At 70.5% G+C, this 25,712-nt stretch carries 23 protein-coding genes and 1 pseudogene; 19 read left to right on the top strand and 5 right to left on the bottom strand.

What is annotated here, in order from left to right:
• Positions 1-25 precede the first annotated feature (25 nt).
• On the bottom strand, positions 26-793 hold the full coding sequence (locus tag ACWCQ1_RS05545; RefSeq protein ID WP_133048174.1) for a DeoR/GlpR family DNA-binding transcription regulator: 768 nt from the start codon (positions 791-793) through the stop codon (positions 26-28).
• Positions 794-1,094: 301 nt separating this feature from the next.
• Positions 1,095-1,904, bottom strand: coding sequence for an NAD-dependent epimerase/dehydratase family protein (locus tag ACWCQ1_RS05540; protein WP_358594746.1), 810 nt, complete (start codon positions 1,902-1,904; stop codon positions 1,095-1,097).
• Between the two features lie 220 nt (positions 1,905-2,124).
• Here ACWCQ1_RS05540 and ACWCQ1_RS05535 point away from each other — a divergent pair, with 220 nt between their 5' ends.
• Both ACWCQ1_RS05535 and ACWCQ1_RS05530 read left to right on the top strand, forming a co-directional pair.
• A complete protein-coding gene (locus tag ACWCQ1_RS05535) occupies positions 2,125-3,066 on the top strand; it encodes a 5-dehydro-4-deoxyglucarate dehydratase (protein WP_133048176.1) in 942 nt (313 codons plus the stop codon).
• Positions 3,063-4,229, top strand: a complete 1,167-nt coding sequence (locus ACWCQ1_RS05530; RefSeq protein WP_358594743.1) for a hypothetical protein — start codon at positions 3,063-3,065, stop codon at positions 4,227-4,229. Before ACWCQ1_RS05535 ends, ACWCQ1_RS05530 begins: the two co-directional genes overlap by 4 nt.
• Positions 4,230-4,603: 374 nt before the next feature.
• Here ACWCQ1_RS05530 and ACWCQ1_RS05525 read toward each other — a convergent pair whose 3' ends face one another.
• Positions 4,604-5,839 (bottom strand): MFS transporter, encoded by a 1,236-nt coding sequence (locus ACWCQ1_RS05525; RefSeq protein ID WP_358594740.1) that lies wholly within the window; start codon positions 5,837-5,839, stop codon positions 4,604-4,606.
• 201 nt (positions 5,840-6,040) lie between these two features.
• Between ACWCQ1_RS05525 and ACWCQ1_RS05520 the strand changes: the two genes are divergently transcribed.
• The 16 genes from ACWCQ1_RS05520 (at position 6,041) to ACWCQ1_RS05445 (ending at position 21,996) form a co-directional block, all read left to right on the top strand.
• Positions 6,041-6,349 carry a maleylpyruvate isomerase family mycothiol-dependent enzyme gene (locus ACWCQ1_RS05520; protein ID WP_358594738.1) on the top strand — a complete coding sequence of 103 codons (309 nt, stop codon included), beginning with the start codon at positions 6,041-6,043 and terminating at the stop codon, positions 6,347-6,349.
• A complete protein-coding gene (locus ACWCQ1_RS05515; protein WP_358595319.1) occupies positions 6,274-6,627 on the top strand; it encodes a TIGR03086 family metal-binding protein in 354 nt (117 codons plus the stop codon). The genes ACWCQ1_RS05520 and ACWCQ1_RS05515 overlap by 76 nt, the downstream gene beginning before the upstream one ends.
• Before the next feature lie 165 nt (positions 6,628-6,792).
• Entirely contained in the window at positions 6,793-7,464 is a 672-nt protein-coding gene (locus tag ACWCQ1_RS05510; RefSeq protein ID WP_358594735.1) for a GntR family transcriptional regulator, read from the top strand.
• Positions 7,461-8,372: a dihydrodipicolinate synthase family protein gene (locus ACWCQ1_RS05505; RefSeq protein WP_358594732.1), complete on the top strand. Its 912-nt coding sequence runs from the start codon at positions 7,461-7,463 to the stop codon at positions 8,370-8,372. Before ACWCQ1_RS05510 ends, ACWCQ1_RS05505 begins: the two co-directional genes overlap by 4 nt.
• A complete protein-coding gene (gene araD, locus ACWCQ1_RS05500) occupies positions 8,369-10,105 on the top strand; it encodes an L-arabinonate dehydratase (RefSeq protein WP_451025915.1) in 1,737 nt (578 codons plus the stop codon). The genes ACWCQ1_RS05505 and araD overlap by 4 nt, the downstream gene beginning before the upstream one ends.
• A gap of 101 nt (positions 10,106-10,206) precedes the next feature.
• Entirely contained in the window at positions 10,207-11,142 is a 936-nt protein-coding gene (locus ACWCQ1_RS05495; RefSeq protein WP_358594726.1) for a carbohydrate ABC transporter permease, read from the top strand.
• Complete coding sequence (locus ACWCQ1_RS05490; protein WP_451025914.1) at positions 11,139-12,023, top strand: carbohydrate ABC transporter permease; 885 nt, start codon at positions 11,139-11,141, stop codon at positions 12,021-12,023. Before ACWCQ1_RS05495 ends, ACWCQ1_RS05490 begins: the two co-directional genes overlap by 4 nt.
• Positions 12,024-12,066: 43 nt before the next feature.
• The gene (locus ACWCQ1_RS05485) at positions 12,067-13,209 is read left to right on the top strand and encodes a Gfo/Idh/MocA family protein (protein ID WP_451025913.1); all 1,143 of its coding nucleotides are present in this window, start codon (positions 12,067-12,069) and stop codon (positions 13,207-13,209) included.
• Positions 13,206-14,051 (top strand): DUF6807 domain-containing protein, encoded by an 846-nt coding sequence (locus tag ACWCQ1_RS05480; protein WP_358594720.1) that lies wholly within the window; start codon positions 13,206-13,208, stop codon positions 14,049-14,051. The genes ACWCQ1_RS05485 and ACWCQ1_RS05480 overlap by 4 nt, the downstream gene beginning before the upstream one ends.
• 169 nt (positions 14,052-14,220) lie before the next feature.
• Positions 14,221-15,564 (top strand): ABC transporter substrate-binding protein, encoded by a 1,344-nt coding sequence (locus tag ACWCQ1_RS05475; RefSeq protein ID WP_451025912.1) that lies wholly within the window; start codon positions 14,221-14,223, stop codon positions 15,562-15,564.
• 120 nt (positions 15,565-15,684) lie between these two features.
• Positions 15,685-16,458: a rhamnogalacturonan acetylesterase gene (locus ACWCQ1_RS05470; RefSeq protein ID WP_451025911.1), complete on the top strand. Its 774-nt coding sequence runs from the start codon at positions 15,685-15,687 to the stop codon at positions 16,456-16,458.
• Between the two features lie 13 nt (positions 16,459-16,471).
• Positions 16,472-17,785 (top strand): pectate lyase family protein, encoded by a 1,314-nt coding sequence (locus tag ACWCQ1_RS05465; protein WP_451025910.1) that lies wholly within the window; start codon positions 16,472-16,474, stop codon positions 17,783-17,785.
• Positions 17,786-17,853: 68 nt separating this feature from the next.
• Positions 17,854-18,978, top strand: a complete 1,125-nt coding sequence (locus ACWCQ1_RS05460; protein WP_358594709.1) for a pectinesterase family protein — start codon at positions 17,854-17,856, stop codon at positions 18,976-18,978.
• 1 nt (position 18,979) lies between these two features.
• Complete coding sequence (locus tag ACWCQ1_RS05455) at positions 18,980-19,996, top strand: pectinesterase family protein (protein WP_358594706.1); 1,017 nt, start codon at positions 18,980-18,982, stop codon at positions 19,994-19,996.
• Positions 19,997-20,046: 50 nt separating this feature from the next.
• On the top strand, positions 20,047-21,159 hold the full coding sequence (locus ACWCQ1_RS05450) for a right-handed parallel beta-helix repeat-containing protein (protein ID WP_451025909.1): 1,113 nt from the start codon (positions 20,047-20,049) through the stop codon (positions 21,157-21,159).
• A 39-nt stretch (positions 21,160-21,198) separates the two neighbouring features.
• Positions 21,199-21,996, top strand: coding sequence for an HAD family acid phosphatase (locus ACWCQ1_RS05445; protein ID WP_358594700.1), 798 nt, complete (start codon positions 21,199-21,201; stop codon positions 21,994-21,996).
• On the opposite strand, the gene ACWCQ1_RS05440 is transcribed toward ACWCQ1_RS05445, so the two are convergent.
• The gene (locus tag ACWCQ1_RS05440) at positions 21,989-24,085 is read right to left on the bottom strand and encodes a family 43 glycosylhydrolase (RefSeq protein WP_451025908.1); all 2,097 of its coding nucleotides are present in this window, start codon (positions 24,083-24,085) and stop codon (positions 21,989-21,991) included. The genes ACWCQ1_RS05445 and ACWCQ1_RS05440 overlap by 8 nt on opposite strands.
• Positions 24,086-24,224: 139 nt before the next feature.
• Between ACWCQ1_RS05440 and ACWCQ1_RS05435 the strand changes: the two genes are divergently transcribed.
• Positions 24,225-25,379, top strand: coding sequence for a right-handed parallel beta-helix repeat-containing protein (locus ACWCQ1_RS05435; protein ID WP_358594694.1), 1,155 nt, complete (start codon positions 24,225-24,227; stop codon positions 25,377-25,379).
• A 99-nt stretch (positions 25,380-25,478) separates the two neighbouring features.
• On the opposite strand, the pseudogene ACWCQ1_RS05430 reads toward ACWCQ1_RS05435, so the two are convergent.
• Positions 25,479-25,673 (bottom strand): annotated as a pseudogene (locus ACWCQ1_RS05430) (rhamnogalacturonan lyase B N-terminal domain-containing protein); the annotation flags it as partial.
• Between the last annotated feature and the right edge of the window lie 39 nt (positions 25,674-25,712).

The raw sequence follows: 25,712 nt of genomic DNA, 5'->3' as shown, positions 1-25,712 counted from the left end.
GTGCTTCGACAGCCCCTCCGCTGAGTCAGACCCGCACGACCTGTGGGCCCAGCAGTGAATAGCGGTGGGCCTCCGCCGACGGCAGCAGCGTGCTGGTGACGATCGCCTCCAGCGCGCCGATCTCCGCGAACCGGCAGAAGCTGACCGCGCCGAACTTGGTGTGCACACCCGCGAACACGGTGCGCCGCGCGGCCCGGATCGCCTGCGCCTTGACCTCGCTGACGGCGGGGTCGGGCGTGGTCAGGCCGTGCTCGCGGGAGATGCCGTTGGCGCCGATGTAGGCGAGGTCGAGGACGAAACCGGCCAGCATCTTCGTCGTCCAGTGGTCGACGGTGGCCAGGGTGCCGGGGCGGACGCGGCCGCCCAGCAGCAGTACGGAGATGTTGTCCGCCTCGGCGAGGGTGCCCGCGACGGGCAGGGACGCGGTGACCACGGTCAGCGGTCGGTCCCCGGGCAGGGCCTCGGCGATGAGCTGCGGGGTGAAGCCCTCGTCGACGAAGACCGTCTCGGCGTCCCCGAGCAGTTCGGCCGCGGCGGTGGCGATGCGGCGCTTCTCGGGGACGTGGCTGGTGGCGCGGAAGGCGAGGGTCGTCTCGAAGCCGGCGCTCTCCACGGGGTAGGCGCCGCCGTGGGTGCGGCGGACCAGGCCGTGGTCCTCCAGGGCGCGGAGGTCTCGGCGGACGGTTTCCTTGGCCACGCCCAGCGCGGCGGCGAGTTCGGTGACGTCCACCGAGCCTTTGGCTCGCGCTGTTTTCACGATGTGCCGCTGGCGGTCCTCCGCGGTGCCGGTCATTTGTCACCCGCCTTTTGCTGCGCCGTTGCCCGTTCGGGCCGATGGGGGAAGTTCTACAGCGGGTGGGCTGGGGTGACCAGGTCTGTTACTGGAGGGATCGTGTCTGTGTGTGCCCGTTCGGGCGACCGTCGCCTACGAACCCGGGGGCGGCGGTGGTGTGCGGCTGTGGAGCCGTCGTGGCTGGTCGCGCAGTTCCCCGCGCCCCTGGGGGACGGCGCCGGCGCGCCTCCCCAAGGCACCGAGCATGCCCGTATATGCCGACGGGCGGGCCCGTTCGGTGCCCGCCCGGTGTGAAAGTCGGTCAGTACGGCCAGATCGGGGGGTCGCTGACGAAGACGCCGCCCAGGTAGTCGTGCGCGATGTTGCCCGGTTCCAGTTCGCCCTGTTCGGCGATCAGCTTCTCCGCGAACTGCTCGGAGTCGTCCTGCGGTTCGTAGCCGAGGGCCCGGGCGGTCGACAGGTCCCACCACAGGCGGGTGTTGGCGGAGGAGCCGTAGACGACCGTGTGGCCCACGTTCTCGGCGGTGAGGGCCGCGTGGAAGAGGCGGGCGCCGTCCGGCGGGCTCATCCAGACCGACAGCATGCGCACGCTGGTCGGCTCCGGGAAGCAGGAGCCGATGCGCACCGACACGGTCTCCAGGCCGTGCCTGTCCCAGTAGAGCTGGGCGAGGTCCTCGCCGAAGGACTTGGACAGGCCGTAGAAGGTGTCGGGACGGCGCGGGGTGTCGATCGGGATCAGGGGGTCGTCGCCCTGCGGGCGCGGGGTGAAGCCGACCGCGTGGTTGGAGGAGGCGAAGACGACCCGGCCCACTCCCTCCTCGCGCGCGGCCTCGTACAGGTTGTACGTGCCCTCGATGTTCGCCTTGAGGATCTTCTCGAAGGGGGCTTCCAGCGAGATGCCCGCGAGGTGGAGGATCGCGTCGACGCCCCGTACGGCCTCACGCAGGGCCTTCCGGTCGGCGAGGTCGGCGGTGATCGCGTCCGGGTCGCCCTCGATCGGACGGATGTCGAGGAGGCGCAGCTCGTAGTCGAAGGCGGGCAGCAGGTTCCGCATCAGGGTGCCGAGCCCGCCGGCGGCGCCGGTGAGCAGAACGGTGCGGGGGGCTGGCATCCTCGCTTCTCCTTCGGTCGACGGGGTCGCGTGTATGCACGATATTCACATTCGTGGACACGCTAGGGAGCCGGGGCAGGACCCGTCAAGTGTCCCACGGAGGCCGGAAATCTGCTGGTACCAGGCCGTAGACGCGCTTGACCGGCCAGGATGGGGCACTTTAGCGTGGTGTCGTTCAGAGATGTAGACGCGGATCATAAACATGTAACCGGGAGAGCCCGTGACGCCTGCCCCCCTCGCCGCTCGGCTCAGCAACCCCAGCGGGCCGTTGTTCTTCCCCGTCACCGCCTACGGACCGGACGGCTCCGTCGACCTCGAGGTCTACGGCGCCCATGTGCGCCGCGGGGTGGAGAACGGGGCCGCCGCGGTCTTCGCGTGCTGCGGCACCGGCGAGTTCCACGCGCTCACCCCCGAGGAGTTCGAGGCGTGCGTCCGGGCGGCCGTCGAGGCGACCGGGGGACGGGTCCCGGTCGTCGCCGGTGCCGGGTACGGCACCGCGCTCGCCGTGCGGTACGCGCGCGTGGCCGAGGCCGCCGGCGCGGACGGGCTGCTCGCCATGCCGCCCTACCTCGTGGTCGCCGGGCAGGAGGGGTTGCTGCGGCACTACCGGGAGGTGGCCGCCGCGACCGCGCTGCCCGTGATCGTCTACCAGCGCGACAACGCCGTGTTCACCCCGGAGAGCGTCGTCGCGCTCGCCCGTACGGACGGGATCATCGGCTTCAAGGACGGCCTCGGCGACCTCGACCTCATGCAGCGCATCGTCAGCGCCGTGCGCACCGAGGTCCCCGGTGACTTCCTCTACTTCAACGGCCTGCCCACCGCCGAGCAGACCCAGCTCGCCTACCGCGCCATCGGCGTCCCGCTCTACTCCTCGGCCGTCTTCTGCTTCGTCCCGGAGATCGCCCTCGCCTTCCACGAGGCGCTCAGGACCGGAGACGAGAGCACCGCGAACCGCCTCCTGGACGGCTTCTACCGGCCGTTCGTCGAACTCCGGGCCCAGGGCCGCGGCTACGCCGTCTCCCTGGTCAAGGCGGGCGTACGGCTGCGCGGGCTGGACGTGGGGGAGGTCCGCTCCCCGCTGCACGAACCCACCGAGGACCATGTGAAGCAGCTCGCCGAGCTGATCGACCGCGGGTACGCGCTGCTGGAGGACGGCAAGTGAAGGCGTCGACATTCGTCTACCCCTGGGACGTCAACGGGGACCCGGAGGCCGCCGGCCGTATCGCCGCGCTCGGCGTGGAACAGGTGACGCTGGCCACCGCCTACCACTCCACGCGCGCGCTCACCCCCCGCCACCCGCGCCACCGGATCGTCACCGCCGAGCACGCGGCGGTGCTGTACCCGGCCGGTGACCGCTGGGAGGGGCGGGAGCTGCGCCCGTACACGGCCGGCGACTGGGCGCCCGGTGACGCCTACGGCGAGGCCGCGCGGTCCCTCGCGGAGGCCGGTCTGGAGGTGCACACCTGGGTCGTCCTCGCGCACAACTCCCGTCTGGGCGCCGAGCATCCGGACACCTCCGTCGTCAACGCCTACGGCGACCGCTACCCCTGGGCCCCCTGCATCGCGCAGCCCGCCACGCGCGCGTACCTCGTGGACCTCGCCGCCGAGGCGGCCGTCCGGCCCGGCGCGCGCGGCACCGAGCTGGAGTCGCTGGGCTGGTACGGCCTCCAGCACCTGCACGCCCACGACAAGACCGGCGGCGTCGGCCTCGGGGACGCCGGCCACTACCTGATGGCACTGTGCTTCTGTCCCGTCTGCCGGGAGGGGTACGGGGAACAGGGCCTGGACGCCGAGGAGTTGGCGGCCGCCGTACGGGACGCGCTGGAGCCGCTGTGGCAGGGGGCACCCGACGACGAAGGCTGGGCCGGGGTCGAGAAACTGCTCGGCGAGACGAAGGCGGCCGCCACGCGCGCGTGGCGCGACGACACCGCCCGCACCCTCCAGGAGACGGCGGTCCGCGCGGTGCGCGAGGCGGCCCCCGACGGCTTCCAGGTGCTGCTGCACGCCGACCCGGTCACCTACCACGTCGGCGCAAACGCGGGCGTGGACCCCGAGCACATCCTGTCCGTCGCCGACGGCGTGGTCGTACCGTGCGCGGGCGGCGGTACGGCCCTGCTCGCGCCGTTCGCCGAGCAGGGCCGGGAGGGCGCCGTGGTCGCGGCCAACTTCCCCGTGGTCGCCGGGATGGGCGGCAACCCCGGCACCCTGGCCGCCGACATGGCGAAGGCCCGTGACCGGGGAGCCACCGAAGTGCGGCTGTATCACGCCGGGTTGGCGTCGGACGGCGACCTGGAGGCGGTGCGATCGGCGCTGGCGCGACGCTGAGGGGGTGGGCGGGGTGCCGTCGCCGGCGCGAGGGAGCGTTCAGAGCGGCTCCCGTGGCCACGACGTAGACCTAGAAGGCGCCATGGGTGGGCGCTGTAGCCGGGGCATTTCACGGCGGCCGAGCCCGGCTTGCGGACTCGGCGCGCCGGTGCGACCCGCCTGACTTTCAACTGGCGCTGTATCGACCGGGGTTGGCGTCGGACGGGGGCTCGGCGGGGATGCGGTCGGCGTTTGTTGGAGGGCACTGAGGGGGTGGGGCCGTCGGGCCGCGCGTGGTGCTGTCGCCGGGTGGTGTGGCCGTGCGGTGGCCGAGCTGCCGGGTGGATTCGGAGCGCCGGTGTAGGTGACCCGCATGAAGCGCAACTGGCGCTGCGTCAAACCGGGTTGGCGTCGGACTGGGGCTCGGCGGTGGTGCGGTTGGTGCTCGTCCGGGGCTGGAGCAGCGGGGCCGCCGTCAGCAGCAGAGCGGCGCCGAGGGCGGCCGACACCAGCCGGTAATCGGCGAGTTCCACCAGCGCCGCGCCGAGGGCCAGGCCGAGCACGTTCGGCGTGAACATCAGCGTGCCCGCCGTGGCGGCCGTACGGCCGAGCAGCGCGTCCGGCGTCTCGCGCTGCACGGCGGTCGTCGCGGCGATCAGCACACAGGGCAGCCCCGCGCCGATCCCCGCGCCGCACACCAGGGTCAGCGGGTCCGAGGGCAGGGCCCGCAGCGCCACCGCGACCGCCGTGAGCCCGATGCCGCACGCCGCGAACCGGCGCCCGCCGAGCAGCCGCAGCCCGGTGCCCGACAGCAGCCCGACCGCCACCGAGCCGGTGCCCTGGACGGCGTACAGGACACCGGCGTAGGCGGGGGAGTGGCCCAGGCCGGCGATCACGGCGTAGATCAGCGCCCCGTTGAGTCCCGCGAAGAGCATCGTGGTGCCCCCGGCGAGTACCAGGGGGCGCAGCCGGGGGTGCCCCCACAGGAAACGGGTGCCCTCCGCGGTCCGCGCCCACCAGCCGTGCACGGGCGGGCCGGGCTTCTCCTCGCGGACGCGCAGCAATGCGTAGACCCCCGCGGCCAGCACGAACGTCCCTGCGTCCAACAGGGCCACGCTCGCGCCGCCGTACGCCGCGTACAGGCCGGCGCCCGCGAGCGGCGCCACCAGCTTCATGCCCTCGGTGGCGGTCATGCGCAGTCCGTTGAAGTCGCCGAGCAGGGCCGGGTCGACGGCGGCGGCGACCAGGGCGGACTCGGCCGCGTCATGGACGACGCCGACGGCGCCGTACACGAACAGGACCGCGTACACCGGCCAGGGTCCGCTCGTGGAGTCGACGGTGAGCAGGACCGGCAGCAGGGCCGCCATCAGCAGGTTCGCGCCGATCAGCAGGGGCTTGCGGCGGACGCGGTCGGCGAGTGTGCCGAGCGCCGGGCCGGCCAGGGTCGGCGCCCACATGGCGAGCAGGCACAGCGCGGCCAGCCCGTCCGATCCGGTGAGATCCCTGACCCACACCCCGGCCGCCAGCCACAGCGCCGAGGTCCCGAACCCGGAGACCACGACCCCGGTCAGATACAGCCGCGCGTCACGGTCCCCGAGGACCCGTGTCACCGCCCATGTCGATGTCGTCATGCCTGGCCATCGTGGGCCTAAGGCCCCGGGAGAGGCATGAGGCAAGTGCCTTATCGCGCGGCGGCGGAAGGGCTACGTCGCCCCGATCTTCATCGGCATCGGCTGGCTGCTGCACACCGAGGACGGCGCCCGGCGTGCGATGAGTTTCCGTGGGACGGGCGGTCCACCCCTCAGGACCCGGAAACCGTGAGGAGCAGGTGGATGACTGACACGACCCTCGACCTCGGACCGCAGACGCGGGTGATCGCGCGACTGGCGGACGGTGTGCGCGAGGACCAGCTGGCGGCGCGGACGCCCTGTCCCGACTGCTCGGTGCGCACCCTGCTGGGCCATGTGCTCGGCCTGTCCGTGGCCTTCCGGAACGCCGCCCGCAAGGACCTGGGCGCCCTGACCGACAGCGCCCCGGACGTCACCGCCTCGGACCCGGGCCCCGACTGGCGCGCGGAGCTGCCGAAGGTTCTCGACGAACTCGCAGAGGCCTGGCGCGACCCGCCGCCGGGACCGGCATGACCCGGGCCGGCGGCGTTGACCTCCCCGGAGCGGTCGCCGCCGCCGTCGCCGTCGACGAACTGGTCATCCACGGCTGGGACCTGGCCCGTGCCACCGGCCTGCCCTACGCCCCGGACCCCGCCGCGCTGCGGGTCTCCCACGACTTCCTGTACGCGGCAGCCGCCGACCCCAGCCGGGGCGGCGGCATCTTCGGCCCCGTCGTGCCGGTCCCGGACGACGCGCCGCTGCTCGACCGGGCGGTGGGGCTCAGCGGACGGGATCCGGGCTGGACGCCGTAGTCCCCTTCCGCCAGAGGCATTTCTGTCCGAAGCATTGACGAACCCGGCGCCTCCTCCTACCTTCAACGCGTCGTACTTCGTACGTCATATATGAGACGCGATACGCGAGATCAGATACGTGAGATCTGATAGCCAGATCTGATACGTGACTTCCGAGAGGCGCGCATGACCTCTGTGCCCACGCCGATCCCCTCCCGCACGCAGTTCGTGCTGGAGGAGATCAAACGCCGCATCCTCACCGGGCGTCTGACGCCGGGTCAGGCCCTGGTGGAGACCGAACTCGCCGCACAGTTCGGGGTGTCCAAGACCCCGGTGCGGGAGGCGCTCAAGACCCTGGCCGGGACCGGACTGGTCGTGATGAGCCAGTACAAGGGCGTCACGGTGCGCATGGTGGACGCGGACATGGCGCGCGAGGTCTACGACGTACGACTGCTCCTCGAACCCGAGGCGCTCAAACGGACCGTGCGCCGAGGAGCCTCTCTCCACGCCGCCCGGGACGCGCTGACACGCGCCGACGACGCCACCGACACCGCCGAACGGTCCCTGGCCAACCGGGAGTTCCACCGCGCCCTGTATCTGCCGTGCGGCAACCCGCTGCTCGGCCGGATGCTCGACGAGGTCCGCGACCAGGCCGCCCTCGTCTCGGCCGTGGCCTGGGCCGCCTCGCCCTCCTGGGAGCGGGAGGCCGGCGAGCACCGGGAGATCCTCCGGCGCGCCCTCGACGGTGACGCGGACGGCGCCGCGCGGGCCCTCCACGAGCACATCGCGTCCTTCGTGCGGCGAGCGTTCCCCCAGGCGACGGAACCCCCGGCGACGGAAGAGGAAGGGCAGGCATGAGCAGCGTGACGTTCGAGACCGCGCGGGCGGCCCTGGCCGACGTGGTGGCGATCCCGGTGACCCCGTTCGCCGAGGACGGCTCCGTCGACCAGGAGGCCCACCGGGCCCTGCTGCGTCGGCTGCTGGAGGGCGGGGTGCGGATCCTCACCCCGAACGGCAACACCGGCGAGTTCTACGCCCTCACCCCCGAAGAGCGCCGCCTGGTCACCGAGTTGACCGTCGAGGAGGCCGGCGACCGCGCCGCGATCCTCGTCGGTGTCGGCCACGACGTCCCCACCGCCGTCGCCTCCGCCCGCCACGCCCGGGAGCTGGGCGCCCGGATGGTCATGGTCCACCAGCCCGTCCACCCGTACGTCTCCCAGGCCGGCTGGGTCGACTACCACCGCGCCATCGCCGAGGCCGTCCCCGAGCTGGGCGTCGTCCCCTACGTCCGCAACGCGCAGCTGTCCGGCCTCCGCCTCGCCGAGCTCGCCGACGACTGCCCGAACGTCATCGGCGTCAAGTACGCCGTGCCGGACGCCGCCAGGTTCGCGGCCTTCGCGCGGGACGCGGGGCTCGACCGGTTCGTATGGGTGGCGGGGCTCGCGGAGCCGTACGCGCCCTCCTACTTCTCGGCGGGCGCCACCGGCTTCACCTCCGGCCTGGTGAACGTCGCCCCGTCCGTTTCGCTGAACATGATTGAAGCGCTTCGATCCGGTGACTACCCGGCCGCCATGAAGGTCTGGGAGCAGATCCGCCGCTTCGAGGAACTGCGCGCGGCCCATGGTTCCGCGAACAACGTCACCGTCGTCAAGGAGGCTTTGGCCTCCCTCGGTCTGTGCCGCCGGGACGTCCGCCCGCCGAGCCGCACACTTGCGGAGGACGAGCGCGCCGAGGTCGCCGCGATCGCCGCGGGGTGGTCGATATGACCGGCAGAGCGCGCCTGAGCCCGGAGGACCTGCGCAGCCACCAGTGGTACGGAACCGAGGGCCAGTTGCGCACCTGGTCGCACAACGCCCGGATGCGCCAGCTCGGTTACGAGGCGGAGGAGTACCGGGGCCGCCCGGTGATCGCCGTCCTCAACACCTGGTCGGACATCAACCCCTGCCATGTCCATCTGCGCGAGCGGGCCGAGGCGGTCAAGCGGGGCGTGTGGCAGGCCGGCGGGTTCCCGCTGGAGTTCCCGGTCGCCACGCTCTCCGAGACGTACCAGAAGCCGACCCCGATGCTCTACCGCAACCTGCTGGCGATGGAGACGGAGGAGTTGCTGCGCTCCTACCCGATCGACGCGGCGGTCCTGCTCGGCGGCTGCGACAAGTCGACACCCGCGCTCCTCATGGGCGCCGCCTCCGCCGACGTGCCGTCCCTCTTCGTGCCCGCCGGTCCGATGCTGCCCGGGCACTGGCGCGGCGAGACCCTCGGCTCCGGCACCGACATGTGGAAGTACTGGGACGAGCACCGAGCCGGCAATCTGACCGACTGCGAACTGCGGGAGCTGCAGGGCGGGTTGGCGCGTTCGCCCGGTCACTGCATGACCATGGGGACCGCTTCGACGATGACGGCGGCGGCGGAGGCCCTCGGCATGACGCTGCCGGGTGCCTCCTCCGTCCCGGCCGTCGACTCCGGGCACGAGCGGATGGCCGCCGCGTCCGGACGCCGTGCCGTGGAGCTCGCCTGGACGGGGCTGAGGCCGTCGGAGATCCTCACCCGTGACGCCTTCGAGGACGCCGTCACCACGGTGCTCGGACTCGGTGGCTCCACCAACGCCGTCATCCACCTGATCGCGATGGCCGGGCGCTGCCAAGTCCCGCTCACCCTGGACGACTTCGACCGCATCGCCAGGACCGTGCCGGTGCTGGCGAACGTCCGGCCCGGCGGACGGACGTACCTCATGGAGGACTTCTACTTCGCCGGCGGCCTGCCCGCCTTCCTCTCCCGGATCACCGATCTGCTGCACCTGGACCGGCCGACGGTCAACGGCACCCTGGGGGAGCAGATCGAGGGCGCCGCCGTCCACGACGACGACGTCATCCGCACCCGCGAGAATCCGGTCGCCGCCGAGGGCGGGGTCGCCGTCCTGCGCGGCAACCTCTGCCCCGACGGCGCCGTCATCAAGCACATCGCCGCCGAGCCGCACCTGCTCAAGCACACCGGCCCCGCCGTCGTCTTCGACGACTACAAGGCCATGCAACGCACCATCAACGACGCCGGGTTGAACATCACCGCCGACAGCGTGCTGGTACTCCGGGGCGCCGGGCCCAAGGGCGGCCCCGGCATGCCCGAGTACGGCATGCTGCCGATCCCGGACCACCTGCTGAAGCAGGGCGTGCGGGACATGGTCCGGATCTCCGACGCCCGGATGAGCGGCACGAGTTACGGCGCGTGCGCCCTGCACATCGCCCCCGAGTCGTACGTCGGCGGGCCGCTGGCCCTGGTCCGCACCGGCGACTCGATCACCCTCGACGTCGAGGCACGCACCCTCCAGCTCAACGTGGACGACGAGGAGCTGGAGCGCCGGAGGGCGGGGTGGACGCCGCCGCCCACTCGCTACGAGCGTGGCTACGGCGCGCTCTACAACGACCAGATCACCCAGGCGAACACCGGCTGCGACTTCGAATTCCTGGCCCGCCCCGGCAAGGTCGCGGACCCGTACGCCGGCTGACCCCTTCCGAACGACGAAAACCCCGCAGAAGCACGCACCCGAAGAAAGCGCTTCCCGCCGTACTTCAACACGACCCACTGCAAGCGAACGGAGCCCCTGTCATGGCCCAAGCCGCAGCCGTGGCGAAACCGCCCGCGCCACCCCGGCGACGCGGTGCCTCCGCCACTCCGCGCAGGCTCCCGTACCTGCTGATCGCTCCGGCCGCCCTGCTCATGCTGGGCTTCATCGCCTACCCGGTCCTCAGCGTCTTCTACTACAGCCTGCGGAACTACAACCCCACCAAGCCGTGGCGGAACGGCTACGCGGGCTTCGACAACTTCGTCCAGATCTTCACCAGGGACACCCAGTTCTGGGACACCCTGACCTTCAGCGCCAAGTGGGTCGTCGTCGAGGTCGGCCTGCAGCTGCTGTTCGGTCTCGCGCTCGCGCTGATCGTCAACCAGACCTTCGTCGGGCGGGCGTTGGGCCGGGCGCTGGTCTTCTCCCCGTGGGCCGTCTCCGGCGTGCTGACCTCCGCGATCTGGGTCCTGCTCTACAACTCCCAGACGGGCATCACCCGTTACCTCGCCGACGCCGGCATCGGCTCCTACGGCACGAGCTGGCTCTCCGACACCTCGACCGTCTTCCCGGCGGCGGTGGTCGCCGACCTCTGGCGGGGCGTCCCCTTCTTCGCGATCCTCATCCTCGCCGACCTCCAGTCCGTCTCCAAGGACCTCTACGAGGCCGCCGAGGTCGACGGTGCCAGTCGCCTCAAGCAGTTCTGGCACATCACCCTGCCCCACCTGAAGGACGCCATCGTCCTGTCGACGCTGCTGCGCGCGGTGTGGGAGTTCAACAACGTCGACCTGCTCTACACCCTCACCGGCGGCGGGCCGGCGGGCGAGACGACCACCCTCCCGCTCTACATCGCCAACACCAGCGTGGACGCCCACAACTTCGGCTACGCGTCGGCCCTGACCACGGTCGCGTTCGTGATCCTGCTCTTCTGCTCGATCGTCTATCTGCGGCTGAGCAAGTTCGGAGGTGGAGAGAAGTGATCACCGAGATCGCGCCCGCGCCCGAGCGGGTGGAGACCCGGCCGACCCGTCCCCACGGCAGGCGCCGCGCCTGGGACGAGGTGCCCCGCCGGCACATCTACCTGCCCCTGTCGATCTACCTCCTCTTCACGCTGATCCCCTTCTACTGGATCCTCCTCTTCGCCCTCCGCCCGGCCGGCTCGACCTCCCTCGTGCCCTGGCCCATGACCTTCGACCACTTCGACAAGGTCTGGAACGAGCGGGCGTTCGGCACCTACTTCCAGAACAGCGTCCTCGTCGGCATCGCGACCCTCGTGATGACCACGCTGGTCGCCCTGGCCGGCGGCTACGCGCTCGCGCGGTTCGACTTCCGGATCAAGAAGGCGTTCATGCTGGCCCTGCTCTGCACCCAGTTCGTGCCGGGCGCCCTGCTGCTGGTCCCGCTCTTCGAGATCTTCGCCAACCTGCGGATGATCAACTCCCTCGGCAGCGTCGTCATCGCCGAGACGGTCTTCCAACTGCCCCTGTCGATGATCCTCATCAGCGGCTTCATCCGGAACGTGCCCTACTCCCTGGAGGAGGCCGCCTGGGTCGACGGCTGCAACCGCTTCACCGCGTTCCGGATCGTCGTCCTCCCGCTGCTGCGGCCCGGGTTGATCGCCGTCGGCTCCTTCGCCTTCGTGCACGCCTGGAACCACTTCCTGTTCGCCCTGATGTTCCTCTCCGACCAGAGCAAGCAGACCATCCCGGTCGGCCTCAACACCCTGATGAGCGCGGACAGCGTCGACCTCGGCGCGCTCGCCGCCGGCGGCATCATCGCCGCCGTACCCGTGGTGATCGTCTTCGCGTTCATCCAGAAGTGGCTGATCACGGGGTTCAGCGCCGGGGCGGTGAAGGGATGAGGCCCCGCCCGGCACCCCCTACCCCCGGTTCGGGGAGGCTCCCATGAGCACGGACATCGTCCTCGCGGGCGCACGCGGCCACGGCCGCTGGCACCTGGACAACATCCGCCGGCTGCAGGACAAGGGGATCGTCCGGCTCGCGGGCATCTGCGAGCTGACCCCGCTGGCCGTCGACGAGATCCCCGAGGGCCTCGGCACGCCCGAGCAGTCGCCGGACCTCGGCGCCCTCCTGGACTCGACCGGCGCCCGGATCGCGGTGATCTGCACGCCCATCCCCACCCACACCGACCTGGCGCTGACGGCCGCGCGCCGGGGCGTGCACCTGCTCCTCGAGAAGCCGCCCGCGCCGTCGTACGCCGAGTTCCGGCGGCTGGCGGACGGGATCGCCGAGGCCGGGGTCGTCTGTCAGATCGGGTTCCAGTCGATGGGCTCGCACGCCGTGCCGGCGATCCGGGAGATGGTCGCCGAGGGGAGGATCGGCGAGCTGGTCGGGGTCGGCGGAGCCGGGGCGTGGGCACGGGCGCAGGCGTACTACCGTCGGGCGCCCTGGGCCGGCAGGCGGCGCCTGAACGGCGTGGACGTCGTCGACGGCGTGCTGACCAACCCCCTCGCCCACGTGGTCGCCACCGCCCTCGCCCTGAGCGGCTCCTCCCGCGCCGGGGACGTCACCGACATCGAACTCGAACTGCTGCGCGCCAACGACATCGAGTCCGACGACACCTCCTGCGTCCGGATCAGCACGGCCCAGGGCCGCCCGGTCACCGTCGCCGCGACCCTGTGCGCCGAGCACCCCGACGAGCCGTACGTCCTGGTCCACGGCACCAGCGGCCGGATCACCTTCTGGTACAAGCAGGACCGCGTCCTGCTCCAGCGCGCCGACCACGGCCCCGAGGAGTACGAGTACGGCCGCACCGACCTGCTGGAGAACCTGGTCGACCATCTCACCGACGGCGTCGAGCTGCTGGTCACGCCCGAGTCGACGGGCGCTTTCATGCGGGTCGTTGAAGCGATTCGACAGTCGCCCGACCCGGCCCCGCTGCCCCCGGAGGCCTGGCACCGGATCCCCGGGGAGGACCGCAGGGCCGTGACCGGCGTCGACGGCCTGGTCGCCGCGTGCGCCGACACCCTCGCCCTCTACTCCGAGCTCGGCGCCGTCTGGGCGCCGGCGAAAGAGGTGAGCAGATGACGACCAACGACTCCCCGGTCCTGCGCGTCGCGGGCCGCCCGGTCGGCCGGTACGTCACCCGGCCCGAACTGCCCGCCCGGCTCTCGCCGCGCCCCTGTCTGCACCCCGTCACCACCCTGGCCGGCACGGCCGTCACGGAGCTGAGCCCGGCCGACCACACACACCACCTCGGCGTCGGTGTCGCCGTTCCCGACGTCGAGGGGCACAACTTCTGGGGCGGGCGGACATACGTCCGCGACCGGGGGCCGACCGAGCTGGACGACCACGGCGCCCAGCGCCACACCTCCTTCCAGCTCCGCGACCCCGACGGATTCGTCGAGGAACTGCGCTGGGTCGCCTCCGGCAGCGAACTGCTGCGTGAGCGCCGGACCGTCGCCGCCACCGAACTCACCGACTCCGCCTGGGCGTTGGACTTCACCTTCTCCCTCACCAACGTGACCTCCGGTCCGCTCTCCATCGGCAGCCCCGCCACCAACGGCCGCCCCGGCGCCGCGTACGGCGGCTTCTTCTGGCGCGCCCGCAAGGAGCGGGACGCCCCGCACGTCTTCACCCCCGACCGCGAGGGGGAGCCGGACGTCCACGGCACCCGCGCCGACTGGCTGGCGCTCCGCGGCACCGGCTGGACGCTGGTCTTCGCCGGCGCCACCGAGGCCACCCGCCGTGACCCGTGGTTCGTGCGCACCGCCGAATACCCGGGCGTGGGCTCGTCGTTGGCGTCCGAGGAGCGGCTGCCGATCGAGCCGGGTGACACGGTCGTACGGCGGGTGGTGACCGTCGTCGCCGACGGCCGCCTGGGCCGGGGCGAGGCCGCGGCGCTGGTCCGCAAGGCGGTGAGCCAGTGACGACCGGGGCGGCACCCTTCACGCACTTCAGGATCGACCCTCTGTAACCCACTCCCGCACGCCTGTTGGAGGCCCGATGACGCACCTCCGTAGCAAGCGCTTACCCACACCGGGGACATCCCCCCGCAACGCCACAACTCCGTTGGATCCAGAAGAAGAGAGCCGGCCGATGAAGAGCAGCATCCGCAACCGCAGAAGCAGGCGCGCCGCCATCGCCGTCGCCCTGGGCTCCGTGCTCGCGCTGACCGCCACCGCCTGCGGCGACGACGGCAGCGGCAGCGCGGGGGACAAGGGCAACGAGGGCTCCGGCAAGGGAGAGATCACCTTCTGGGACAACAACGGCGGTGTCCGCACCGACATCTGGAAGCAGATCATCGCCGACTTCGAGAAGAAGAACCCGGACATCAAGGTCAACTACGTCGGCATCCCCGCCGCCAGCGCCCAGTCCAAGTACGACACCGCCATCCAGGGCGGCGGTCTGCCCGACGTCGGCGGTGTGGGCACCGCGATGCTCGCCGAGGTCGCGGTCCAGGGCGCGCTGGAGCCGCTGGACAGCCGGCTGGCGAAGAGCTCGCTGAACGGCAAGCTGAGCGAGAAGCTGCTGGACAGCAGCCGGGCCGCCGGCGGCGGCAAGGCGCTCTACCAGATCCCGACCTCCTCCAACAACGGCGTGCTCTGGTACCGAACCGACCTCTTCCAGAAGGCCGGGCTGGACGCGCCGACGACCTGGTCGAAGTTCTATGCGGCCGCCGACAAGCTCACGAACAAGGGCAAGAACCAGTTCGGGTTCACCATCCGGGGTGGCGAGGGGTCCATCGCGCCGGCCCTGGACGCGGCGTACAGCCAGAGCGGTGTCGCCTCGTTCTGGAACGGCGACAAGACCACGGTCAACGATCCGGAGGTCGTGGCCGCGCTGGAGAAGTACGTCGCGCTGTACAAGAAGGACACGCCGTCCGCCGACGTCAACAACGACTTCACCAAGATGGTCGCGCAGTGGGACAGCGGCACGATCGGAATGCTGAGCCACAACCTCGGCTCGTACCAGGACCATCTCAAGGCGCTGGGAGCGGCCAAGTTCCGGGGGCTGCCTAATCCGACGCTGGACGACGGCAAGCGGGTACAGATCTCCAATCCCGTCGACGGGATGAGCGTCTTCAAGTCCAGCAAGAACAAGGCGGCCGCGTGGAAGTTCGTGGAGTTCGCCGTCTCGCACGAGGAGAACTCGAAGTTCAACCAGTCCGCCGGGCAGATTCCGGCGAACACGGAGGCCGCTCAGGACGCGTGGATCCAGAAGGCCGAGCCGACGAAGCTGGCGGCTCAGGCGTTGAACGGCAGTGACACGACGATCGTGCAGTTGCCGTACTACCTGCCGGACTGGAACACCATTTCCAAGGCCGACAACGAGCCGAACTTCCAGAAGGTGCTGCTCGGGAAGATGACGGCGAAGGCGTTTCTGGACACGTTGGCCGATCAGTTGAACAAGGCTCAGGCGGACTGGAAGCAGAACCACTGAGCTCGGGTGGGTTCTGTTGTGGGCGCGGCTGCGAGCCGTTGTGGCTGGTCGCGCCCATGCGGCGGAGCCGCACATCGATACAGCCCCGCGCCCCCAAGAAAGTGGGAAAGGTGAACGGTATTGGTACTTACCCGTAGACAGGTCACCGCGGCCGCCTTTGCCGGCGTTCCTCTCGGCGGTCGCTCCCCCGAGAGGAGACGCACCCTCTACATCGCCGGTGATTCCACCGCCGCGCAGAAATATGCCGATGCCGCCCCGGAGACGGGGTGGGGCATGGCTCTTCCGTTCTTTCTTCGGGAGGGTCTCGTCGTCGCCAACCATGCCGTCAATGGGCGGAGTTCGAAGAGCTTCGTCGACGAAGGGCGGCTTGACGAGATCCTTTCCGTCATCCGGCCCGGCGATCTCCTGCTCGTGCAGTTCGCGCACAACGACGAGAAGAGTGACGATCCCACTCGGTACACCGAGCCCTGGACGACGTACCAGGACTGTCTGCGGATGTATGTCGAGGGGGCGCGGAGGAAAGGGGCCCGGCCCGTTCTCGCCACCCCGGTCGAGCGGCGTCGGTTCGACGCCGGTGGGAACGCCGTGCCGACGCACGGGGAGTATCCGGCGGCGATGCGCGCGCTGGCGCGCGAGGAGCGCGTGGCGTTGCTCGACATCGAGGCGCTGTCGCTCGCGCTGTGGCAGCAACTCGGGGCGGAGGAGACGAAGAAGTACTTCAACTGGACGGACACCGAGCACGACAACACGCACTTCAACCCGCCGGGGGCCATCGCCGTGGCCCGGCTCGTGGCGCGGGAGTCGCTGCGTACCCGGGTGCTGGCCCGGCACGAGGTCGTCCGGCTGCACGAGGAGATACCCACCTCCTGGATCACTTGGCCAACCGCAAGCTGAGGAGAGCCGCACAGTGCGTACACAGATATGTCATGCACGCGTCATAGTATCGGTCGTGGGCTGCACCGCCCTGGTCCTCGGGGTCACCGGCACCGCCACCGCCCAGGCCCAGGGACGGGACCTCTGGCGGCAGACGCTCGCCGCCAAGGACGGCTGGGCCTCCTACGGGACCGGCACCACCGGCGGTTCGGCGGCCGACGCCGCGCACGTCCACACCGTCACCGACTGGGCCGGCTTCAAGGCCGCCCTCGCGGCCGGCGGCAGCGCACCGAAGATCATCAAGGTGAAGGGCACCATCGACGCCGACGGGCCGAGCTGTGCCTCGTTCGAGGCGCCGGGCTACGACTTCGCCACCTATCTGCAGACCTACGACCCGGCCGTCTGGGGCCGCGACAGGAACCTGGACGGCGAGCCCGACGACAGCCCCGAGGGTCTGCGCCGGGCCTCGCAGGCCAACCAGACCGCCTATGTCGAGGCGTTCGTCCCGGCCAACACCACGATCGTCGGCATCGGCAAGGACGCCGGCTTCAAGGGCGCCAGCCTGCAGATCAAGGGCGTCGACAACGTGATCATGCGGAATCTGCACCTGGAGAGCCCGCTCGACTGCTTCCCGCAGTGGGACCCCACCGACACCGCCGACGGCAACTGGAACTCCGAGTACGACAGCGCGGTGATCTACGGCTCCACGCATGTCTGGATGGACCACGACACGTTCACCGACGGCGACCACCCGGACAGCACGCTGCCGTACTACTACGGGCGCATCTACGAGCAGCACGACGGCGAACTCGACATCGTCAAGGGCGCCGACTACGTCACCGCCTCCTGGAACGTCTTCGAGGACCACGACAAGACGATCCTGATCGGCAACAGCGACAGCGCGTCGACGGCCGCCGTGGACCGGGGTCACCTGAAGGTCACCTTCCACCACAACCTGTTCGCCGACCTGGTGGAGCGGGCGCCGCGGGTGCGCTTCGGGCAGGTCGACTCGTACAACAACCACTTCGTCGCGGGCGACGGCTACGGCTACAGCTACGGCATAGGCATGGAGTCCCAATTCGTCGCCGAGCACAACGCGTTCACGCTGCCGGAGGGGGTGCGGGCCGGTTCGATCCTGAAGAAGTGGAAGGAGGCGCCGCTCACCGCCGACGACAACTACGTCAACGGGCAGCCGACCGACCTGATCGCCGTGCACAACGCCCAGGTACCCGGCGAGATCCTCCAGTCCGGCGCGGGCTGGACGCCGACCCTGCGCACCAAGGTCGATCCGGCCGGGGCGATCCCGGCGATCGTCGACCACTGCGCGGGCGCGGGCGAACTGCGCTGACGCACCCGGCCGGGGCACTTCGGCGCCCCGGCCCCCTCCCCAGAGCCGCACAGCGAAGGAGCACCCGCATGCCCTCGCCCCAACTCCCCCTGTCCAGAAGGGGATTCCTCGTCGCCGGTGCCGGGGTCGCCGCCGCGCTCGGCCTCGGCGGCGCGCCCGCGCGAGCCGCCGAGCGAGCGCGCCCCTTCGGCCGGTACGGTTCGCCGCACCGCCGTCTCACCCCGGGGACCCTGTACGTCGACCCGCACGCCCGCGGCGACTTCCCCTCCGTCCAGGCCGCCGTGACCGCCGCGAGCGGCAGCGGCCGGACGCTGGTCATCGCCCCCGGGACCTACCGGGAGACGGTCTTCCTCGACACCACCCGCACCGAGGCCACCTGGATCGGCGCCTCCGAGGATCCCCGAGACGTCGTGATCGTCTACGACAACGCCAACGGCACCCCCAAGCCCGGCGGCGGCACCTACGGGACCTCCGGATCGGCCACGACGACCGTGCAGGCCGACGGGTTCACCGCCCGCTGGATCACCTTCGCCAACGACTGGCTGCGCGCCGACCACCCGGACATCACCGGCACCCAGGCGGTCGCCATCAAGGTGCAGGGCGACCGGAGTTCGTTCATCGGCTGCCGTTTCCTCGGCCATCAGGACACCCTGTACGCCGACTCGACGGCGCTCGGCGCCTTCGCCCGTCAGTACTTCGCGCACTGCTACGTCGAGGGCGACGTCGACTTCGTCTTCGGACGGGCGACCGCGGTGTTCGAGCACTGCCACTTCCGCACCCTGAACCGCACCGACCTCGCCGCCGCGCCCTACGGCTTCGTCCTCGCGCCCTCCACGGCGGTCGCCAACCCGCGCGGTTACCTGGTGACCAGGAGCCGGGTGAGCAGTGAGGCTCCGGACGGCTCCTACAAGCTGGCCCGTCCCTGGGTGCCGGGTTCCGACCCCACCGCCCGTCCGATGCTCACCGTCCGCGAGACCTGGCTCGGCCCCGGCATCGACGCGGTGGCCCCCTACACCAACATGTCGGACACCCATCCCTGGCAGGACCAGCGGTTCGCCGAGTACCGGAACACCGGACCGGGCTCCGTGATCAGTGTCCCCGCGAACCGGCCCCAACTCAGCCCCACGGAAGCGGAGTCGGCGACCCGCGAGACCCACTTGGGTGACTGGACGCCCTGGAAGGAGGGTTGCTGACATGCGCCGACGCACCCTCCTGGCGGGCATCACCGGCGGCCTGCTCACGGCAGCCGCCGGATCCGCCCTCGCCGCCGGCCGCAGTATCCTGCACGTCCGTCCGGGGGAGTCGGTCCAGGCGGCCGTCGACCGGGTGGACGGACCCGGCTGGACGATCGTCGTGCACCCGGGGACGTATCGCGAGGTCGTCAACGTCCCTGCTCGGGCAGCCGAGTTGACCGTGCGGGGCGCGGTCCGTGATCCGCGCGCCACCGTCATCGTCTTCGACCACGCGAACGGGACGAAGAAGCCGGACGGGACCACCTACGGCACCGCGGGCTCGGCCACCTTCACCTCGGCGGCCCCCGGACTGACCGTCCGCGACCTGACCCTCGCCAACGACTGGCTGCGCGCCGACCATCCCGACATCACCGGCACCCAGGCGGTCGCCGCGTACACCTACGGCGACCGCACGCTCTTCGAGAACGTCCGGCTGCTGGCCCACCAGGACACCCTCTTCGTCGACACGACCGCGCTGGACGCCTTCGACCGGCAATGCTTCAGGCGCTGTCACATCGAGGGCGACGTCGACTTCGTCTTCGGGCGGGCCACCGCGGTGTTCGACCGCTGCCACTTCCACACGCTGGCACGGGACGTCGACTTCACCCCCAAGGGCATGGTCTTCGCCCCCTCCACGGCCTGCGCCAACCCGCACGGCATCCTCGCCGTCCGCTCCCGGATCACCTCCGGTGCCGAGGACGGCGCGTACAAGCTGGCGCGACCCTGGGTGCCGTCGTACGAGACCACCGCCTGGCCCTCGCTCGTCGTCCGGGACACCTGGATCGGGTCCGGCGTCGACCCGATCATCCCCTACACCAACATGCGCGACGCCTACCCCTGGCAGTCCATGCGCTTCCGCGAATACCGGAACACCGGTCCGGGCGCCGTGATCTCCGTCCCCGAGAACCGGCCCCAGCTCACCGACTCCGAGGCCCGGTCGCACACCCCGGCGGCCTACCTCGGCGACTGGCGTCCCTGAGGCGCCGACCCCCGTCCCCCCTGAACAGAACGACGAAAGGACCGCACTCCATGTCTCGTCGTACCGCTCTCACCCTCACCGCCGCGCTCGCGCTCGGCACCGGACTCGCCGTGCTCCCCGGCCAGGCCCAGGCCGCGACCGTGGTCGTCAGCAACTCGACCGACTTGACCAACGCCGTCAAGAACGCCACCGCCGGCACCGTCATCCAGGTCCGCGGCGGCACCTACTACCCGACGGCCACCCTGCAGTCCACGGCCAACGGCACCTCCTCGGCGCCGATCACGCTGACCGCGTACGGCTCGGAGACCGTGAAGATCGACGGGTCCTCACTGCCGTCCGGTTCGTGGATCTTCAAGCTGACCGCCGACTACTGGAACGTCTCCGACATCACCTTCCAGAACTCCCCGGACAGCGCGGTGGTCTGCCAGTCCTGCACCGGCACCAACTGGAACAACGTCAGGACCATCAACGGCGGCGACTCCGGCTTCACGCTCACCGGAGACGGCACGGTGAACAACACCGTGAAGAACCTGGACAGTTACGGCAACTACGACGCCGCCGAGCACGGCCAGAACGCCGACGGCGTCGCCATCAAGTTCGGCTCCGGCAGCGGCAACCTGGTCACCGGGGCGCGCCTCTACAACAACTCGGACGACGGCATCGATTTGTGGTCCTTCTCCTCGCCGGTCACCATCGAGCACACCTGGTCCTTCGGCAACGGCGTCAACCGCTGGGGCGACTCCGCCTTCGAGGGCAACGGCAACGGCTTCAAGCTGGGGGGCAACGGGGTGACCGTCGCCCACGTCGTCAACAACTCGGCCGCCTGGGGCAACGCGGGCAACGGGTTCACCGAGAACTCCAACGCCGGGGCGATCGTCGTCAACCGCACGACCGCGTACGCCAACAGCAAGTGGGGCTACTACTTCGCCACCGGCGCGGCGAAACTCGGCAAGAACCTGGCGGTGAGCAACGGCGGGGGCTCGGTGGGCAAGGGCTCCTCGGTGACCTCGGCCGGCAACAACTGGGACTCGGGGATCTCGACGCCGGCCTTCAAGTCGACGGACGCGTCGAGCTGTTACAACGCCCGCACGTCGGACGGCTCCCTGCCCGCCACCGCGTTCCTGACCACCGGCAGTACGACGATCGGCGCCACCATGAACTGAACGTTGACGGAAGGTCGGTGACGCGCGTAGAAACCTGTCATGCATAAGTCACTGCGTTTCGTGGCCGTCGCCGCCACCTGTGCCCTCGCCGGTGCCGCCCTCTACGGCGCCGGCGCGGCCACGGCCGGTCAGTCCACCGCGAACTCCACGCACGAGCCCTACAACATCGGGCTCCTGGTAAAGGACATCGACACCTACTACGGCACCACGGCGGACGCCAACGGCGTTTACCAGGCCTCCCCGACCAGCCCGTACGCCCAGGACCTGGCGCACATCGACGCCGCCGCCCGCAAGTACATCGACCAGGCGGCCCGCAAGGCGCACCACCGGGGCGAGAAGCCCGCCGTCGTCTTCGACATCGACGACACGCTGCTGCTCAGCCTCGACTACGAGAAGCGCTACAACTACACGTACAACGGCACCACCTGGGCCGACTACGTGAACAAGGCGGACCGCCCGGGCGTGTTCGGCAGCGCCGAGCTGGTCCGGTACGCGGCGAAGAAAGGGGTCGAGGTCTTCTACAACTCCGGTCTGAGCGAGGCGCAGCGTGCCGCCGCCGTCGAGAACCTGAAGAAGATCGGCGCCGACGTGAATCTCGACGCCGCGCACATGTTCCTCAAGGACAAGGCCAACCCGCCGTCCTACCTGAGCTCCTGCGCCACCCCCGGCACCTGGACCTGCACGACCGTGCAGTACAAGTCCGGCACGCGCCAGCACATCGAGGACGACCTCGGGTACGAGATCGTCGCCAACTTCGGCGACCAGTACTCCGACCTGGACGGCGGCTACGCCGACCGCACGTACAAGCTGCCGAACCCGACGTACTTCGTCAGCTGAGGCCCTCCAGGGTCGGCACGACCGGCTGAAGGGTACCGTCCGCGGCGAACCACAGCCGGTCGATGGTCGTCTCCCGGTGCATGCCGTCCCCGCCGGGTCTTCCGGGGCCGTTCAGGGCGAACCGGTGGTAGACGACGTACCACTCGTCGGCGCCGGGCACCTTCACCACGGAGTGGTGGCCGGTGCCGAGGATGCCGTACTCGGGGCGCTTGGACAGGATCGTCCCCCGCTCGGTCCACGGGCCGAGCGGGGACGGTCCCGTCGCGTAGGCCACGTGGTAGTCCTCGCTGCGGGTGTCGTCCTCGGACCACATGAAGTAGTACGTGCCCTCGCGTTCGACGACGAAGGAACCCTCGCGGAAGTCGCGCGGGGTGATCTCCTCGACCTTCGACGGGTCGAACGAGGTCATGTCGTCGTTCAGCGGCACGACGTACGCGTGCCCGTTGCCCCAGTACAGGTACGACGTCCCGTCGTCGTCCGTGAAGACGGCCGGGTCGATCATCTGGCCTCTGAACCGCCCCTTGGCGACCAGCGGTTCACCGAGTGCGTCCGCGAAAGGCCCGGTCGGAGAGTCGGCCACCGCGACGCCGATCTGCTGCTCGGCGCAGAAGTAGAAGTAGTACCTGCCGTCGCGCTCGGCGATCGTGGGCGCCCACGCGTACGAGTCCGCCCAGGAGACGTCCGTCCCCAGATCGAGAACGACGCCGTGGTCCTCCCAGTGGACCAGGTCCGGCGAGGAGTACGCCCGGAAACTCGTGCTGCCCCAGCCCGGGTTGCCGTCCGTCGTCGGGAAGATCCAGTACCGGCCGTCCAGACGGTGCGCGTCCGGATCGGCGGTCAGGCCGGGCAGGACCGGCCCGCCGGTGCGGACGGCTTCGACGGTCCAGGTGCGGGTGCTGCCGTCGGCGGCGGTCACGGTGTATGTCCGCGGGGTGCGGAAGTCGCAGGCCGTACCGGATGCCGGGGCCAGCGTCGCGCCCTCGGCCACCGCCAACTCCGGTGCGAGACAGGAGAGATCGGCGTCCGGCTCCATCGGCAGCACGACCTTCGAGGACGCCTCCGTGACGAGGGCGTACGCCCGCTGACCCGTCGCCGTCACGTCCACCACCGACGCGGGAGTGGCGGGGTACGCGGCCAGCAGCCGGTCGTACTCCTCGCGCGTCACCGGAAGTACCGTGCCGTGGCGCGGACTTGTGGGCAGCTGGTGGTTGACGGACATCGTCCAGGTGCCGGAGTCGAGGTCGGTGGTCTCGAAGGGGACGTAACCGCGCCCGCCGTACTCGTCGATGAACAGGTACCACTTCTCCTCGGTGTTGGACCGGAAGACCGTCGGCCCCTCACCGTGCTCGATCGACCCGCCGCCGATGCGGTCGCCGACGAAGTCGTACGTGCTCGCGGTCAGGCTCGTCGACTTCTCCGCGGTGATGAACTTCGAGCCGGGGGAGCCGGAGGACGGGTCGCGCTCGTCCTTGGTGAAGCGGTAGTAGGTGTCCCCGTGCCGGATCACCGTCGAGTCGATCACCGAGTGGCCGGGGTCGGACCAGATCCGGGGCGCGCCGAAGGTGCGGAAGTCCTTCGTGGTCGCGTACATCATGCGGTTGTGGGTGTCGGCCGTGTGGGCCGGATCGTCGTCGGCGTACAGCTTCGACGCCCAGAAGACGACGTACTCGCCGAGGGAGTCGTCCCAACAGGCCTCCGGCGCCCAGACGTTGCCCGCATTGTCCGGGGCGACCCGCACCAGGCGCCGGTCGGTCCAGTGGACGAGGTCGGCGGACTCCCAGACCATGACCGACGTGCTGCCGTGCCGCTGGACCTCGTCCCAGCTCCCGCTGCTGTCGCCGTACATGCGCAGGTCGGTCGCGATCAGGTAGAACCTGTCGCCCTCGGGGGAGCGGATCACGAACGGATCGCGCAGCCCGTTCTCGCCGACGTCGGAGGCGAGGACGGGTCTGCCCTGGTTCAGCTCCCGCCAGTGCAGCGGGTCGTCGCCGCGGCTGAGGGCGTAGCGGATCTGTTCGCCGTCGGCGGTGTCCTCGCCGGTGAAGTAGACGAAGAGGTAGCCGGCGTACTTGGGGTGGTTCACAGGCAATCCTGTCGGAATGTGATTGTTTCTGTTCGGTGTTATGTGGCTCCATGAGAGTTTCAAGGGATTTCCTGCCCCACGGCAACCTCTTTCGGCCATGGCGGCGACTGGGGCGCGTAGCTCCCCCCGAGGAAAGGAACGCCCCGTGCGACTGAGCACCGGACGCCACCGCAGGACGCGCACGCTCTCCGTCGCCGCGGCGGTGGCCGTCTCCGCCGGGGCGGGCGGCGTCTGCCTGGGTCTGTCGAACGGCGGCGCCCAGGCCGCGACGACGACGGTCACCGTGGCGACGACCGCGCAGCTGGAGGCGGCCGTGAGGAACGCGGCCGCCGGCACCGTCATCCAGGTGCACGGAGGGACGTACTACCCGACCGCCACCCTCAAGTCCACGGCGAGCGGCACGAGTTCGAACCGGATCACCCTGCGCGCGTACGGCGGCGAGAAGGTGCGGGTCGACGGCTCCCGGCTGCCCGCCGGCTCCTGGCTCGCCGGGATCTACGGCAGCTACTGGACCGTCCAGAACCTCACCTTCCGGAACTCCCCGGCCCAGGGGTTCGTCGTCACCTCCTCCACCGGCGGCGTCTTCAAGAACCTCGTCACCGCGGACAACGGCGACTCCGGCTTCACCCTGCGCGGCGACCACACGGTGGACAACCTCGTGCAGAATCTGGACAGTTACGGCAACTACGACGCGGCCGGACACGGGCAGAACGCGGACGGGATCGCCATCAAGTTCGGCTCCGGCACCGGCAACCGGGTCACCGGCGCCCGCCTCTACAACAACTCGGACGACGGGCTCGACCTGTGGCAGTTCTCCTCGCCGGTCACCGTCGAGCACAGCTGGGCCTTCGGCAACGGCAGGAACCGGTGGGGCGACCCGGCGTTCCAGGGCAACGGCAACGGCTTCAAGCTGGGCGGCGGGGGTGTGTCGGTGGCGCACGTCGTCGACAACGACGCGGCCTGGGACAACACGCTGAACGGGTTCACCGAGAACTCCAACACCGGTGCCATCGCGCTGCACCGCGACACCGCGTACTCCAACGGGGAGGCCGGGTTCTTCTTCGCCACGGGCCGGGCGAGGCTCGCGCGCAACCTGGCGGTGAGCGACCGGGGCGGGCCGGACAAGCTGAGCGTCCACACCGTCTCCGCCGCGAACAACTGGGACAGCGGCGTCGGCACACCGGCCATCAGGTCGACGGACGCGACGAGCGCGTACGGCGCCCGCAAGGCCGACGGCTCCCTCCCCGCGACCACCTTCCTCACCACGGGGTCCACCGCCATCGGCGCGAGCATGAACTGAGGCGCCCCTGGAGACACGGACGCCCCGCCGGTCGTCACCGGCGGGGCGTCCCTTCGCCGACGAGGGGGGCTCTGTCGGCGGCTGCCGGCCGAGGGGGGCTCAGGCCAGCAGGTCCAGGCAGTCGAACGAGGTCCCGGCGCTCAGAAGCTTCAGCACGTTGTACTGACGTACGTCCGTCTTCCACGCACTGGAAGGGACGCTGAAAACGAAGGTGTGGTTGTTTCCCCGGCACGAACCTGTGGTGAGAGAGCGCGTCGAGGGCTGTGAGTGCACTGTGGGAATGACCGAAACCCAGCCGTACCCGTCTGCGGGTGAGGTGCTTCTTGTGCGCGC

This window comes from Streptomyces sp. NPDC002144, assembly GCF_053593695.1.
This window is presented reverse-complemented; position numbering and strand designations above follow the sequence as displayed.

Excerpts from the sequence above, each read along its gene's own strand:
- ACWCQ1_RS05545 (WP_133048174.1), bottom strand. The coding sequence starts at position 793 with ATGACCGGCACCGCGGAGGACCGCCAGCGGCACATCGTGAAAACAGCG.
- ACWCQ1_RS05540 (WP_358594746.1), bottom strand. The coding sequence starts at position 1,904 with ATGCCAGCCCCCCGCACCGTTCTGCTCACCGGCGCCGCCGGCGGGCTC.
- ACWCQ1_RS05525 (WP_358594740.1), bottom strand. The coding sequence starts at position 5,839 with ATGACGACATCGACATGGGCGGTGACACGGGTCCTCGGGGACCGTGAC.
- ACWCQ1_RS05520 (WP_358594738.1), top strand. The coding sequence starts at position 6,041 with ATGACTGACACGACCCTCGACCTCGGACCGCAGACGCGGGTGATCGCG.
- ACWCQ1_RS05510 (WP_358594735.1), top strand. The coding sequence starts at position 6,793 with ATGACCTCTGTGCCCACGCCGATCCCCTCCCGCACGCAGTTCGTGCTG.
- ACWCQ1_RS05505 (WP_358594732.1), top strand. The coding sequence starts at position 7,461 with ATGAGCAGCGTGACGTTCGAGACCGCGCGGGCGGCCCTGGCCGACGTG.
- araD (WP_451025915.1), top strand. The coding sequence starts at position 8,369 with ATGACCGGCAGAGCGCGCCTGAGCCCGGAGGACCTGCGCAGCCACCAG.
- ACWCQ1_RS05495 (WP_358594726.1), top strand. The coding sequence starts at position 10,207 with ATGGCCCAAGCCGCAGCCGTGGCGAAACCGCCCGCGCCACCCCGGCGA.
- ACWCQ1_RS05485 (WP_451025913.1), top strand. The coding sequence starts at position 12,067 with ATGAGCACGGACATCGTCCTCGCGGGCGCACGCGGCCACGGCCGCTGG.
- ACWCQ1_RS05480 (WP_358594720.1), top strand. The coding sequence starts at position 13,206 with ATGACGACCAACGACTCCCCGGTCCTGCGCGTCGCGGGCCGCCCGGTC.
- ACWCQ1_RS05475 (WP_451025912.1), top strand. The coding sequence starts at position 14,221 with ATGAAGAGCAGCATCCGCAACCGCAGAAGCAGGCGCGCCGCCATCGCC.
- ACWCQ1_RS05460 (WP_358594709.1), top strand. The coding sequence starts at position 17,854 with ATGCCCTCGCCCCAACTCCCCCTGTCCAGAAGGGGATTCCTCGTCGCC.
- ACWCQ1_RS05455 (WP_358594706.1), top strand. The coding sequence starts at position 18,980 with ATGCGCCGACGCACCCTCCTGGCGGGCATCACCGGCGGCCTGCTCACG.
- ACWCQ1_RS05450 (WP_451025909.1), top strand. The coding sequence starts at position 20,047 with ATGTCTCGTCGTACCGCTCTCACCCTCACCGCCGCGCTCGCGCTCGGC.
- ACWCQ1_RS05445 (WP_358594700.1), top strand. The coding sequence starts at position 21,199 with ATGCATAAGTCACTGCGTTTCGTGGCCGTCGCCGCCACCTGTGCCCTC.